The sequence below is a fragment of the Collinsella sp. TM04-29 genome (genome assembly GCF_003466565.1).
In the GTDB taxonomy this organism is placed as follows: Bacteria; Actinomycetota; Coriobacteriia; order Coriobacteriales; family Coriobacteriaceae; genus Collinsella.
Map to the genome: position 1 here is coordinate 150,002 of NZ_QSPW01000001.1, position 13,159 is coordinate 163,160.

General features: G+C 60.2%; 11 protein-coding genes. 8 read left to right on the top strand and 3 right to left on the bottom strand.

The genetic code is table 11. From position 1 onward, the window contains the following. Positions 1-64 precede the first annotated feature (64 nt). The gene (locus tag DXD39_RS00680) at positions 65-1,840 is read right to left on the bottom strand and encodes a lactose/cellobiose PTS transporter subunit IIB (RefSeq protein ID WP_117802839.1); all 1,776 of its coding nucleotides are present in this window, start codon (positions 1,838-1,840) and stop codon (positions 65-67) included. 356 nt (positions 1,841-2,196) lie between these two features. Between DXD39_RS00680 and DXD39_RS00685 the strand changes: the two genes are divergently transcribed. From DXD39_RS00685 to DXD39_RS00715, 7 genes are all read left to right on the top strand, one after another. Beyond that, on the top strand, positions 2,197-3,201 hold the full coding sequence (locus DXD39_RS00685; RefSeq protein WP_117802840.1) for a LacI family DNA-binding transcriptional regulator: 1,005 nt from the start codon (positions 2,197-2,199) through the stop codon (positions 3,199-3,201). Positions 3,202-3,415: 214 nt separating this feature from the next. Next, complete coding sequence (locus tag DXD39_RS00690; protein WP_089572387.1) at positions 3,416-3,754, top strand: PTS lactose/cellobiose transporter subunit IIA; 339 nt, start codon at positions 3,416-3,418, stop codon at positions 3,752-3,754. A gap of 262 nt (positions 3,755-4,016) precedes the next feature. Then, positions 4,017-5,048 carry a hypothetical protein gene (locus tag DXD39_RS00695; protein ID WP_147348097.1) on the top strand — a complete coding sequence of 344 codons (1,032 nt, stop codon included), beginning with the start codon at positions 4,017-4,019 and terminating at the stop codon, positions 5,046-5,048. 307 nt (positions 5,049-5,355) lie between these two features. Then, positions 5,356-5,784: a galactose-6-phosphate isomerase subunit LacA gene (gene lacA, locus DXD39_RS00700; protein WP_006234830.1), complete on the top strand. Its 429-nt coding sequence runs from the start codon at positions 5,356-5,358 to the stop codon at positions 5,782-5,784. A 63-nt stretch (positions 5,785-5,847) separates the two neighbouring features. Then, positions 5,848-6,372 (top strand): galactose-6-phosphate isomerase subunit LacB, encoded by a 525-nt coding sequence (gene lacB, locus DXD39_RS00705; protein WP_006234831.1) that lies wholly within the window; start codon positions 5,848-5,850, stop codon positions 6,370-6,372. A 374-nt stretch (positions 6,373-6,746) separates the two neighbouring features. After that, the gene (locus DXD39_RS00710) at positions 6,747-7,628 is read left to right on the top strand and encodes an aldose 1-epimerase family protein (protein WP_117640152.1); all 882 of its coding nucleotides are present in this window, start codon (positions 6,747-6,749) and stop codon (positions 7,626-7,628) included. Between the two features lie 53 nt (positions 7,629-7,681). Continuing rightward, positions 7,682-8,617 carry a hexose kinase gene (locus DXD39_RS00715; RefSeq protein ID WP_117640276.1) on the top strand — a complete coding sequence of 312 codons (936 nt, stop codon included), beginning with the start codon at positions 7,682-7,684 and terminating at the stop codon, positions 8,615-8,617. A 330-nt stretch (positions 8,618-8,947) separates the two neighbouring features. Here the strand turns inward: DXD39_RS00715 and DXD39_RS00720 are convergent, their stop codons facing one another. Together DXD39_RS00720 and DXD39_RS00725 are read right to left on the bottom strand one after the other, a co-directional pair. Next, a complete protein-coding gene (locus DXD39_RS00720; RefSeq protein ID WP_233524922.1) occupies positions 8,948-10,576 on the bottom strand; it encodes a UDP-glucose--hexose-1-phosphate uridylyltransferase in 1,629 nt (542 codons plus the stop codon). Continuing rightward, on the bottom strand, positions 10,567-11,772 hold the full coding sequence (locus DXD39_RS00725) for a galactokinase family protein (RefSeq protein ID WP_117640154.1): 1,206 nt from the start codon (positions 11,770-11,772) through the stop codon (positions 10,567-10,569). Before DXD39_RS00725 ends, DXD39_RS00720 begins: the two co-directional genes overlap by 10 nt. A 383-nt stretch (positions 11,773-12,155) precedes the next feature. On the opposite strand from DXD39_RS00725, the gene DXD39_RS00730 reads away from it, so the two are divergent. After that, positions 12,156-13,142, top strand: coding sequence for a LacI family DNA-binding transcriptional regulator (locus DXD39_RS00730; RefSeq protein WP_117785933.1), 987 nt, complete (start codon positions 12,156-12,158; stop codon positions 13,140-13,142). Positions 13,143-13,159: the final 17 nt, after the last annotated feature.

Genomic DNA, 13,159 nt, shown 5'->3' on the forward strand with positions numbered 1-13,159 from the left:
TGATCCAATCGTCTAAATCGAAGGGCCAACCGGCTGTTGATGGTCGGCTGGCCCTGGGCGTTACTTACTTCGATAGTTGCTCGGAGACGAAGGCGAGAGACTTGTCGCCGTTCTGGGAGAGCTCGATGTACTGCTTGCCACGGCAGGCGACGCACTTGTTGCCCACACGCTCGCAGTCTTTCTGCAGGTCGGCCAGGTAGCTGGCTGCCTGCGGGGCCAGGACGACCAGGTCAAAGTCGGGGAGCATGTCGACGTGGTTGCCATAGGCTTCGGCAGCGGTCTCCAGATTGATGCCGCGCTCCTTGGCAGCCTTGGCCAGCGCGTTGGCGAGCAGACCCGAGGTTCCGCCACCCTGGCAGAGCACGAGCACGCGCTTGCCGTTGAGGTCGCTGGCGGTCGTTGCCTCGGCAGCGGGTGCTGCAGAAGCGGCAAGGGCGTCGGCCTTCACGGCCTCGGCTGCGGCGCCGGCGGCAACGCTCTTGGCATCGGCCTTGCCCTGGAAGGCGTCGTTGAGCTTGGCGGCCTTCTCGGCGTTCTTGGCGGTGAGCTCCTCCTGGGAGATCTCGGCCTCCTCGGCGCACTTCTGGGCGTCATAGGCACGGAAGAACGGGTAGTACAGGACGAAGTCGACGACCAGGATGAGGGCGAGCATCACAAAGGCGAGCGGCTGGAAGCCCAAGCCCATGATGGTGCCGATGGGGCCGGGAACGGTCCAGGGCAGGGTGTACATAAAGCCGTTCATGCCCAAGAAGTCGATAAAGATCTTGAGGATCCAGATGTTGGCGATCGGGGCAAAGACAAACGGGACAAAGAAGACGGGGTTGAGCACGATGGGCGCGGCGAACAGCAGCGGCTCGTTGACAGCAAAGCAGACCGGGACGATGGCGGCCTTACCGACGGCGCGCATCTCCTGAGACTTGGCCAGGAAGCAGAACATAAAGACCAGGACGAGCGTGGCACCGGTGCCGCCCATGCAGACGACGAAGTACTGGGCACCCTGGGTCAGGACAGCGGAAGCGTGCTGGCCGGCCTGGAACGCAGCCAGGTTGTCGGTCATGTTGGCAACGAGAGCGGCGGCGATGGCGGGCTCGACGATCGAAGGGCCGTGGACGCCCACGAACCAGAAGAGGCTCATGGCGCCGTAGATCACAGCGAGGCCGATGTAGCCGTCGGCAGCGGTGAACAGGGGCTGGAACACCTGGATGACGCCCTGGGCAAAGCAGAAGCCAAAGGCAGCGCGGAAGACGATGTCAAAGACCCAAAAGACGGTGATGCAGACGGAGAAGGGGATGATGTCCTTAAAGGTCTGCGAGATGTTGGGCGGAACCTGCTCGGGCATCTTGACGGTGATGTTGCGCTTGATGAAGAACTTGTAGATGATGCCGGTCACAAACGCAGCGATAAAGGCGGTCAGCAGGCCTTTGGAACCAAGGTAGGTGGTGTTGAAGCCGCTGGCAGCGTCCGTGGCGATCGTGTCGCTCGAAAGGAGCAAGAAGCCGATGATGGCTGCGCACATGCACGAGATGAAGTTGATCTGGTTGTTCTTGGGCAGGTCGCGGTTCTGAGCGTCGGCGAAGTGCTTGGCGGTGGTGGCGGCGCAGGCGATGGCCAGGATGCCCATGGAGTAGTTGTAGCACTTCCACAGGGCGTTGTTGATGTCATCGGGCCAATAGAAACCCCAGATGTTGGGGACCGAGGCTACCAGGCAGAAGATGGACGAGAAGATGATGATGGGGATGACGGAGATAAAGCCGTCGCGGATCGCCTTGAGGTACTTGTTGCGGGCGATCGCGTTGAAAAAGGGCTGGCCCTTTTCGATGATGGCGATGAGTTGCTCCATGCAATGCTCCTAAGAGTCGGTGGGTTAGCAACGATGGTAGCTTTTGGCGTTCGGTTGCCAAAATGTTGACGTTGCCATTTTGCGGCACAAAAAAAGACGCGAATCGGGGGTTCCTGTGCCTGCGAACCGTCGATTCCTTACGCGTAAACGTTTGAGCCGCCCGGTGGCTCTGTGTTTGCACAATGGCAACGTTAACATTTGGTCGACAAAAGCCGTTCGGGGAAGCGGGATTGTCGGTGAACGGTAGGTTTTGGGTGGTGAGCGTATGGCGGGAGAGGCGTTGGATATACTTGGAGGCGTTCATTTTGTCTGTTGGGATGCCCGCGATGGCATCGTTGACATAGAAAGATCGACCTATGGCCGCTGTTAAAAAATCGGTTTCCGTTAAGGACGTGGCGCGTCTCGCGGGCGTCTCGGAGCAGACAGTCTCGCGTACGGTGCACGATTCGCCCAGCGTGCGCCCCGAGACCAAGGAGCGCGTGCGCGCCGCCATGCGCGAGCTGGGGTATCGCCCCAATTTTGCCGGTCGATCGCTGCGCCGCGGCAAATTTAAGACCGTCGGCGTCGCCATGTTCAACATTACCGGCACCGGCAACCTCGACCGTATGGAGGGCTTTGCCGCCGCGGCCGACAAACATGGCTATGCCATCACCCTCACTAAAGTAGACGGGCATCCGTATACCCTCGAGAGTGCATCGTCGCGCATGAGCGCACTGCCGGTGGACGGCATGGTCGTGATCATGAACCGCATGCCGGCGGACTTTGGCACCTTTGAGCCGCTGCCCGGTATGCAGACGGTGCTCGTTACCATGCTGGAGCACCCGCTGTGCTCGACGGTTGATAACGATCAGTTCGATTGCTCGCGCCAGGTTGTCGAGTACTTGCTGGGGCAGGGGCACAAGACCGTGCACTTTATCTCGTGCCCCGAGCGCTCGCTTTCGGGCATGCAACGCGAGGAGGGCTGGCGTGAGACATTGCGCGCGCATGGTGTTGAGCCGCCGCGACTCGTCCGTGGCGATTGGACGGCACAGAGCGGATATGCCGCCGGCCAGGTGCTTGCGGACGATCCGAACTGCACAGCCATTTATGCTTCCAACGATGCCATGGCCTACGGCTGCATTCGCGGGCTCGAGTCGCGCGGGAAGCGCGTGCCCCAGGACGTGAGCGTGGTGGGTGTTGACGATAGTTTGGGCGATATCGTGCCCGATCGTCGCCTGACTACGGTGCGCTTTGACAACAAGCGCGTCGGCATGTGGGCGGTCGACAAGATTGCCGGCGCCGAGGGCGTTGAGTCTGGCGTGGAGCACATGCTGTTTCCGGGCGTGCTCGTCAAGGGCGATACGGTGCGCGATGTACGCTAGGGTGCGGTCCCGTTTTGGTTTCCGCTAATTGTGTTCAAGAATGTTCGGATTGGTTTAAAAACCGTTCACGGGCGAAAAACGACCGTTCATAGCTCGAAATTACGTTTTGCGCTGTTCTTTTTTGTTTGAATGTTACTGTCTCTGTCATACACAACGCAGCGCGTATGCCCGGACGCGATGCTCTCCATTGGTTCATATGTGAAAGGAACGCAATATGGCAACCAAAGAAGAAATCTCGATGGTTGGATTCGAGATTGTCGCATACGCGGGCGACGCCCAGACCGATCTGCTTGCAGCGCTCGATGCTGCTCGCGAGGGTGATTTTGAGAAGGCCGAGCAGCTGCACAAGGATGCCAGCGATGCGCTCATCGGTGCCCACGACACGCAGACCAAGCTGCTTTCGCAGGAGGCCGGCGGCGGCGAGATGGAGATGACCTTCATCATGGCCCATGCTCAGGATACTCTCATGACCACCATGATCCTGGAGAAGCAGACCCGCTTTACCATCGATGCCTATAAGCGCATCGCCGCACTCGAGGCTAAGCTCGCCTAACGAGCCTGCACAACTCGTCCCCTTCCAAAAGCCCTGCCGCTACCTGCGGCAGGGCTTTTTCTGTATCCCATCTGTCTTGGTTGCGGTGAAATAGGGACTGAATAGGGGCCGGCGGGCGCAAAACAATCCCTATTCCACCGCAACTCATCCCGAAATAGTCATTGGGGACAGTCTTGTTGCGCTCCGTTGGTCCTCCCGCTCGATTTTTGCTCGGTGGGTATACTTCCTTTCGCATTAAACGCCGGACTGAGGAGGTATCCAAATGCCGGATAACGGGTCAATACAAAAAAGAGACGCGCACGAGATGGCTCATGGGCGTCCTGTCCAGATAACCGAGCACACGACGGTAACCGAGCTGCAGCCCAGCTTGTCCGATGTCGTGTGCGCAAACAAAAAGCTACAGATCGGCTTGATTATCGCGCTCGTGGTGCTGGCGCTCCTTTCGGGCTTTGTCGCGCGCCCGCATTTTGCCGATACCAAGACTTGGGACTCCACCATCGAGGTCATCGATCAAAAGAAAGGTAACGTACTGGCGCTCACGACCTCGTGCGTGGCGCTGTCTGCGGGCATTACCGCGCTGCCTGGTGATACGGGAACGCCGGTCGCCGAGCAGCTCGCGCAGCTTTCGGGTAACCTGGGCATCGTGCTCGCCGTGCTCTACCTCGAGAAATATTTGCTCACGATTTTGTGGTCGGTTGGCTTGGGCATCTTAATCCCGTTTGCGTTGGTGCTCTTTGCGGTGTCGCTTGGCGTTCATGGGCGCTGGAGCACGAGCGCTGTCCTGCGCCGTGTGGCGACGCGCGTGCTGGTGGTTGCCGTGATCGGCATGGCGCTTGTGCCCGCGAGCGTATGGGTATCGCAAAAGGTCGACGAGACATATCGCGTCAGCATTGAACAGGCCGAGCAAAAGGCAGCGGACGCTGCGGAAAAGACCGATACCACGGACAAGTCAGGCGAGACCAGCTCAAAATCGAACAAGAAAAAGGCCGAGTCCACGGAGTCCAAAAACGTGCTCGAGCAGTTGACTGACGGGGCCTCGAGCCTGGTTACGTCGGTAACCAGCGGTGCCAAGCAGATGACCGACGAGATCGTGCAGCAGGTGACCGATCTGATCGAAGGCGTCATCGTGATGATCGTGACCTCGTGTGTGATTCCTCTACTGGTGCTCGTGGCGTTCCTATGGCTAGGACACGTGCTGCTGGGGATCGATGTCTCCGGTCCCGCGAACTATCTGACGGATCGTTTCTTGAGCGCTCCGTCCAAACATGCCAAGAAGAGTGGGCAGTCTGAGTAGGCGGCAAAGCGATCTTTGGAAGATCAACCGTAAGAAGGGCGGCCGAGACACGTTCTCGGCCGCCCTTTTGTCTGTTGAACACATGGTCGCTACGTCTGCGCCGGGCTCAAACGGTCGGCAATCAACCGTGAACGGTATTTGTTCAAAAAAGAACAAAGTTAAACAAAAAATGGTTGCACCAGATGTTCGAATGTGTTCAAATAAACATGAACAGTGAAGAACCGCACATTCAGATGCCCGGACCTGAGCGCGATTCAACACTTCCAAACAGAAACTACGCACCTGCGTATCTCTCAAGGAGGATGTCATGAGGGTTGTAATCGCTTCCGATGCCGACGGTATGTCGATGAAGGAGTCCATCAAGGAGATGCTCATCGCCGACGGTCACGAGGTCGTCGACTATTCCGAGACCCCTGCCGCGGACTTTGTCGATTCCGCGACCGCCGTTGCCAAGGACCTGCTGGAGCACAAGGATTCCCAGGGCTTCGCATTCGATAAGTACGGCGTCGGCTCCTATATGGCCGCCGTCAAGATCAAGGGCATGGTCGTTGCCAACATTTCCGACGAGCGTTCCGCCTACATGACCCGCGAGCACAACGGCTCGCGCATGGTCACCATGGGCCCGGGCGTTGTGGGCACCGAGGTCGCCAAGAAGATCGCCCGCGAGTTCCTGCGCGCTCAGTACGCCGGCGGCCGTCACCAGATCCGTGTCGACATGCTCAACAAGATGGCCTAACGAGAGCCACCGAGAACTCGAACTTCTACCTCAACTTGTGAATTCAGACGAAAGGACGTTCTGATGAAGAAGACCATCGCAATCGGTTGCGACCATATCGTTACGGACGAGAAGATCTATCTGGCCGACCGCCTGGAGCAGGCTGGCTACAAGGTGCTCGACTGCGGCACCTACAGCCACACCCGTACGCACTATCCCATCTACGGTAAGGCCGTGGGCGAGGCTGTTGCCAGCGGCAAGGCCGACTTTGGCGTGGCCCTGTGCGGCACCGGCATCGGCATCACCAACGCCGTCAACAAGGTTCCCGGCGCTCGCTGCGCCCTGGTTCGCGACATGACTTCTGCCCTGTATGCCCGTCGCGAGCTCAACGCCAACATCGTGGGCTTTGGCGGTAAGATCACCGGTGAGTTCCTGATGGCCGACATTATGCTTGCCTTCCTGGAGGAGCCCTACGAGAAGACTCCCGAGCACGACGCCCTGATCGCCAAGATTGACGCTTGCAATAAGGCCGACGCCGAGGCTCAGGCTGACCCGCACTTCTTTGACGAGTTCCTCGAGAAGTGGGACCGCGGCGAGTATCACGACTAAGGGGGTTCCGGCGTTTTAACAAACGCCGGACCGGTCGACGCTGCGAAGCCATCTGGCGGGCAATCTGCCGCTCAGCTTCGACGGCATGACCAGAAGGTCAATGCCGTCTCGCTTCACGGCACCTTGCCTCGCCAGCTGGCTTCTCGCTGATGTCTGAGTGACCTGTGGGGTTACCGCTGTTGTTGCGAAGCGTTCTGGTATGGCAAGTTGCTCCGATAACACGTTTGCTTGCTTGGCTTGAGTGCTTCGTTTTGGCGGCCCCCGGCATTCTGCAGCTTTTCAATTGACGGCTCGCGTTTCTGTGAGGGGGCGCGGGCCGGTTTTCTATCAGCCCCACTGACTTGGCGGGCTGTCGTAAGAAAGGGAAGGCTCCTATGGAGTTTGTTCTTGATAACGGTTCTATCCGCGTAGCACTGAGCACGGCTGGCGGATCGTTCACTTCTATTGCGGCCAACGGCCGTGAGTACCTGTGGCAGGGTGACCCGGCGGTCTGGTCGGGCCAGGCACCCATTTGTTTCCCGATCTGCGGCGGCCTTCGCGACGGTCACGCAATGACCATGGGCGGCCGCGAGGTTAGGCTCGCCCGCCACGGCTTTGCGCGCAAACAGGAGTGGAAGCTCGAGGAACAGAGCGACAACATGGTTGCACTGAGCCTAAGCTCTGCCGACCATGCCGAGCTGCTCGAGCAGTACCCGTATCCGTTTAAGATCGTTGCTCGTTACACGATCGATGCGGCAAAGGTGGCCGTGTCGTACGAGGTGACCAATGAGGGCACCGAGGACATGCCGTTCTTTGTGGGCGGTCACCCTGGCTTTAAGTGCCCGCTTGACGAGGGTGAGTCCTATGACGACTACGAGCTCCGTTTTGAGCAACGCGAGGCCGCCGAGCTCTGTACTGCCGTTCCCTCGACGGGCCTGATTGATGTTGAGCATCGCAGCAAGAACCCCATGATCGGCCAGAACCTGCCGCTGACCCACGAACTCTTCGACTTCGCGGAGACCATCTTCGACGTGCTCGAGAGCCGCGTGGTTACGCTGACCAAGAAGACCGAGGACAAGGGCGTGCGCCTGACGTTCCCCGATATGCCGTACCTGATTGTGTGGAGCAAGCCCGAGGGCGACTTTGTGGCCGTGGAACCGTGGGGCGGCCTGTCCACCTGCTCCGACGAGGACGATATTCTGGAGCACAAGCGTGGCTGCCTGGTGGCCAAGCCGGGGGAGACCGTTACCCGCGGCTTTGAGATCGAGATCCTTTAACGAGCTATCGTATGTTTGGGGCGGGTCATGCCGCCCCGGAACAGGAGTTCAACATGATTCTGACCGTTACCATGAACCCGTCGATCGATACGTGCTATCAGCTCGACAAGCTGATCATCGACGACGTTAACCGTGTGACGCCCGAAAAGACCGCTGGCGGCAAGGGCCTCAACGTGAGCCGTGTTCTGCTGCAGTTGGGCGACGATGTGCTCGCGACCGGTTTGCTCGGCGGCCACATGGGTGCCTATATGGCCGAGCTTATGGATGCCGACGGCGTCAAGAACGACTTTGTGCCCATCGCCGGTGAGACGCGCATTTGCCTGAATATTCTGCACGAGGGTAATCAGACCGAGCTGCTGGAGAGCGGCCCGCAGATCGCCCCGGCCGAGCTCGAGGCCTTTACGGCCAAGTTCGCCGAGCTTGCAGCGAAGGCGGACGTTGTGACGCTTTCGGGCTCGCTGCCGCGTGGCGTCGATGCTGGCTACTATGCTGAGCTCGTCAAGATCGCCGAGGAGGCGGGCGCCAAGGTGCTGCTCGACACCTCGGGTGCATCGCTGGAGGCCGCGCTGGAGTCCGACGCTAAGCCTGAGCTCGTAAAGCCCAACCTGACCGAGATTAACGGCCTGCTGGGTACGTCCTTTACGACCGAAGATGTCGATGCCCTACGCGAGGCGCTTGCCGCCGATGACCGTTTTGCCGGTATCCCCTGGGTTGTCGTTTCGATGGGCGCTGCCGGTTCGGTGGGCTTCCATGGGGGTCGCGCGTTCCGCGCCAAGACGCCCGCGATTGCGGCTGTGAATGCGACGGGTTCCGGCGACTCGACCATCGCCGGCTTTGCGCATGCCATTGCTGCTGGTGCCGACGACGTCACGGTGCTCAAGACCGCCAATACCTGCGGCAAGCTTAACGCCATGGATCCCAAGACCGGCCACCTGGTCATGGACCGCTGGGACGAGATCTACAACAACGTTGTCGTGACTGAACTGTAGGGTTACGCGGTTTTACCAAACGCCGTAGCGGCTCGACGCTGCAAACGCCCCTAAGCGGCAATCTGACGTTCAATCGTCGGGCATGACCAGAAGGTCAATCCCCTCCTCTTTCACGTCCCCTTGCTCGCTTAGGGGCGTTTTCGCTGACAATGCCAAGACATCGGCGTTGCCTTGGTCGCAAGTAGTCATTGGGGACGTTCTTGTTTGACTAGTCATTTAAGAACGTCCCCAATGACTAGCCAATAAAACGGCGCCCGTCGGCGATGTTGCCGGCGGGCGCCGTTGTCTTGCAGGCGGAATGATCTGTTTTCCTCCGTCCCCAAGGGATCATTACAGTGAGTCGATAAAGCGCTGCTGGGCGGCGCGTCCGTCCTCGTCCCACTTAAAGACTCCGGCGTTGTCGAGCACGTGGCTAAACACCACGCCGACCTCCTCATGCAGGATGTCGATGGCGTTATCCGCCGTAAGCTCGTTCGCGCGGCGAGCAAAGACGTCCTCCGCCCATGCGGCGTGGCTGCGGCAAAGGTCGTCGCTCTCGAGAGCGCAGGCAAGATCGTAGCTGGCATCGGCCTTGGCCGCCAGCAGGTGCTCGCGGACAGCACCGAGCTCGGGAACCAAGCGCGGCGGCAGAATGGCCAGGCCCATGACCTCGATCAGGCCGATGTTCTCCTTTTTAATATGGTGGTACTCGGCATGCGGGTGGAACACGCCCAGCGGATGCTCGTCGGTCGTGATGTTGCAGCGAAGCGCCAAGTAGGCCTCGTAGATCTCGCCTCCGGCATTGCCGCGGGAGTCGACGCGGCGGATGACGGGCGTCACGGTGTTGTGCGCCACGCCATCGGCTGTGCGTGCGATGACGCCCACCGACTCATCGGTCCACTCGCGCCAGGCGAGGATAATCTTCTCGGCGGCATCGAGCAGCTGGGCGCGGTCGTGCGAGCGCAGGCGCAGCACCGAGAGCGGCCACTGCAGCACGGTGCCGCTGACCTGGTTAAAACCGGGCACGCTAAACTGCGAGACCTCGGCGGCGTGCATCATGGGGAACTCGTGCGCGCCACCCTGGAAGTGGTCGTGCGACAGAATCGAGCCGCCCACGATAGGCAGGTCGGCGTTGGAGCCGATGAAGTAATGCGGGAACAGGTCCACAAAGTCGAGCAGGCAGGTCAGGCCCTTGCGGTCGACGTGCATCGGACGATGCTCGGAGCTCATGGCAATGCAATGCTCGTTAAAGTACGCGTACGGGCTGTACTGGAAACCCCAGCGCTCGCCGTTGAGCTGGATGGGGATAATGCGCAGGTTCTGGCGAGCGGGGTGAGCGCCGCCGTCGGCTGCGGCGGAGCGTCCGGGATAGCCCTCGTTTTCGATGCAGAGCTGGCAGGCGGGATACTTCTCGCCCGTGTTCTTTGCGGCACCAGCCGCGGCGATATCGCGTGGGTCCTTCTCAGGCTTGGAGAGGTTGATGGTGATCTCAAGATCGCCCCAGTTGGTGGGGGTGCTCCATTTGATGTTGCGCGCGATGGCGGCACGGCGCACGTAGCCGGCGTCGCAGCACAGGCCGTAGAACCAGTCGGTTGCGGCGCGGGGCTCGTTGACGCCCATGCGTCCGTTGAACTCCTCGTTTACAACCGAAGGCCTCGGCATGAGCGCACCCATGATGCGCATGGCGATGCGGTCGCGGCCTGACGCCGTGTCCTCGGCGGCACCGTTGGTAACGGCGGCCTCGGAAAGCGCGGCAAGCGTGCCTTCAAGATCAAAGTCGGGCAGGGTATTGGGGTGCAAGAGCGAGAGTTTCTCAACCTGGAGCGCCCAGGCCATATCGAGTGCGGGACCCGTGGCGCCGATGCACTCCAAAATGGTGTTGTATGCCCAGATCCGGTCGTCCTGGCCGATCATCGATCGGTGGATGGCGTACTCGATCAGGTTCTGCGCGGCCTCTCGCACGTCAGTCATTACAGCCATGCCGCGTAAGCCCCCTTGTCAGAGATGGCGTAGTGACGGGCAGAGCCCTCGCCCAGCCAGCCGTTCATCTTGGCAATGAAGGTGTCGACCAGATCGAGCGGCACGAAGGCCTGGATGGTGCCACCAAAGCCGCCACCGTGGATACGGACGGCGCCGCGGCCGTCGAGCACGTGCTCGGCCAGCGCCAGGGCATACATGGAAGGCTGCTCGGAACCCAGCTTGGCAACAACATTCTGCAGGTACATGGCAGAGCTGGCGCCGGACTCGCGCGTCAGGACCAGGAACTGGTCAATGTCGCCAGCGTTCAGGGCTGCCCAGCGCTTGTCGACCAGGCCGTTCTCGTACCAGTAGTGAACGGCACGCAGGCAAGCGCGGTCGCCCAGCTTGGCGCGCAGCTCGGGGAGCTTGGCGTCAAAGTCGGCAACGTTGACCTCGCACAGGCGTGCCTTGCCAAACTCGGCGGCGACGTCCTGCATCTCGCGCGGAACGGCGGCGTAGTCGTCGGTAGCCGCCACATGGTCGGCGCCAACCTTAACGAGCACGAGCGCATAGCCGTGATCCTCAAAGTTGAGCTCGAGCTTCTGGGTCTTAGGCTGAGCCTGATCCTCAAAGTCCATGTAGGCGAGGCCGCCCAGGCACACAGCCGCCTGATCCATAAGACCGCAGGGCTTGCCGTAATAGTTGTTCTCGGTGCGCTGGCTCATCTGGGCGAGCGCGACGGGCTCAATGGCGGGCGCGCCCCAGAGCGTCTCCATGGCGCAGCCGTAAGCCGCCTCGACAGCGGCGGAGCTAGAAAGGCCGCCACCCGAGGGGACGGAGCAGGTAAAGGCAAAGTCGAAGCCCTGGGGCTCAACGCCCAGAGCAGCGATTTCGTGGGCCATACCGCGCACGAGGCTTGCGGACGTGCCCTTCTCGGACTCTTGAATATCCAGCGTGTCGAGCGTGATCTCAAACGTAGGATAGCCCTCGTCGGCGACGCGAACCTTGTTGGAATCGGTCGCCACGGCAATGCCGTCGACGGCGACATCGAGCGAGCCGGCGATAACGTGACCGCCCTCGTGATCGGTGTGGTTGCCGCTGATCTCGGAACGGCCGGGCGCGTGCACATAGAGCACCTGGCGATCGCCGATGGGGCCAAACTCCTCCTCAAACAGCTTGGTGAGCGTGGCGAGTGTCTTTTCGTCGGGGGTGGTCATGAGGGTCCTTTCCTTGGCGCATACTGACGAGTTTTCCGTCGTAGTGAGTACGTTAACAATCTGAAGTGGCATAAACTCAGCATCTACGATGCCGCACGTTACGGGCTATGTTAACGTACTCATAACACAACACTTATCACTTTTTGAGAATCTGGTAATCGGTAGAAATCCAGCCGTGAACGGTATTGCCGTATGGACTTATAGAGCAGAAGAGTTGCGGATTGAAAAAGTAGAGTACGTTAACATGCGTCCGACGATAGCGGGCCTCGGCGCGGGATGTATTTCTGCCCGGGCCGGCATTCACGCTATTCAGATCTCTCAAGGGTGAAGGTGATCCTGTGGCAAGGTGCCCGTCCAACGATACCAGTTCGCGTCCGGTCTCCATGGCCGACGTTGCCCGCGCTGCTGGCGTTTCGCAGCAGACGGTTTCGCGCGTCGCCAACGGCTTGCCCAACGTTAACGAACAGACGCGCCGGCGCGTGCAGGCCGCTATGCAAGAGCTTGGCTTTCGTCCGAGTTATGCCGGTCGCTCGCTGCGTGACGGCCGTTACCATTCGGTCGGGCTGTGCGTCAACGATGTCACCAAGTTTGGGAACCTCTCAATGATCGACGGCATCGCCAGCGCAGCTCGCGAGCATAATTGCGCCATCACGCTGGTCGAGATGTCCAAGACCGAGGAGTTTTCGCTTGCCGAGGCCACGCGTCGTATGGCCGCGCTGCCCGTGGACGGTATCATCATCGGCATGAGTCGCATGGCGCCCGATTTTGAGACGTTCGATCCGTTGCCGGGCATTGGAACGGTCATCGTTACCATGTACGCGCATCCGCGCGTGACCACGGTCGATTCCGACCATTACGGCTGCTCGCTATTGCTTATGGATCACCTGTTTGAGCTGGGGCACGAGCAGATTCGCTATATTGGCGGCCCGTCGTTCTCGGTCGACGAGCAATTTCGTCGCGCCGGTTGGCAAGATACACTCGAGCGTAAACACATCGAGACGGTAGAGCCACTCGAGGGCGACTGGTCTGCCAACAGCGGCTACGAGGCCGCTCGGTACTTGGCTGAGCACGACCGCACCATGACGGCGATTTACGCGGCAAACGACCAGATGGCAAACGGCGCCATTGCCGCGCTGCGCGATAGCGGCTTGCGCGTGCCCGAGGACGTGAGCGTGGTGGGCGTCGATGACTCGCTCGACGACTTTGTCGCACATAACGAGCTCACGACCGTTCGATTCGATCTGCATCAGCGCGGGCGCGAGGTGTTCGAGCGCGCAGTTCCCAAGGCGGGGGCATCGGACAAAACCGTCGCCATTCGTATTCCCGGTCAGCTCATCGTTCGACACACCACGGCAGCGCCGCGCGCATAGTTTTCGCAGGTCAACGG

Coding starts and splice junctions, on each gene's coding strand:
- DXD39_RS00690 (WP_089572387.1), top strand. CDS start 3,416: ATGGCAACCAAAGAAGAAATCTCGATGGTTGGATTCGAGATTGTCGCA.
- DXD39_RS00680 (WP_117802839.1), bottom strand. CDS start 1,840: ATGGAGCAACTCATCGCCATCATCGAAAAGGGCCAGCCCTTTTTCAAC.
- DXD39_RS00725 (WP_117640154.1), bottom strand. CDS start 11,772: ATGACCACCCCCGACGAAAAGACACTCGCCACGCTCACCAAGCTGTTT.
- DXD39_RS00730 (WP_117785933.1), top strand. CDS start 12,156: ATGGCCGACGTTGCCCGCGCTGCTGGCGTTTCGCAGCAGACGGTTTCG.
- DXD39_RS00710 (WP_117640152.1), top strand. CDS start 6,747: ATGGAGTTTGTTCTTGATAACGGTTCTATCCGCGTAGCACTGAGCACG.
- lacA (WP_006234830.1), top strand. CDS start 5,356: ATGAGGGTTGTAATCGCTTCCGATGCCGACGGTATGTCGATGAAGGAG.
- DXD39_RS00685 (WP_117802840.1), top strand. CDS start 2,197: ATGGCCGCTGTTAAAAAATCGGTTTCCGTTAAGGACGTGGCGCGTCTC.
- lacB (WP_006234831.1), top strand. CDS start 5,848: ATGAAGAAGACCATCGCAATCGGTTGCGACCATATCGTTACGGACGAG.
- DXD39_RS00715 (WP_117640276.1), top strand. CDS start 7,682: ATGATTCTGACCGTTACCATGAACCCGTCGATCGATACGTGCTATCAG.
- DXD39_RS00695 (WP_147348097.1), top strand. CDS start 4,017: ATGCCGGATAACGGGTCAATACAAAAAAGAGACGCGCACGAGATGGCT.
- DXD39_RS00720 (WP_233524922.1), bottom strand. CDS start 10,576: ATGGCTGTAATGACTGACGTGCGAGAGGCCGCGCAGAACCTGATCGAG.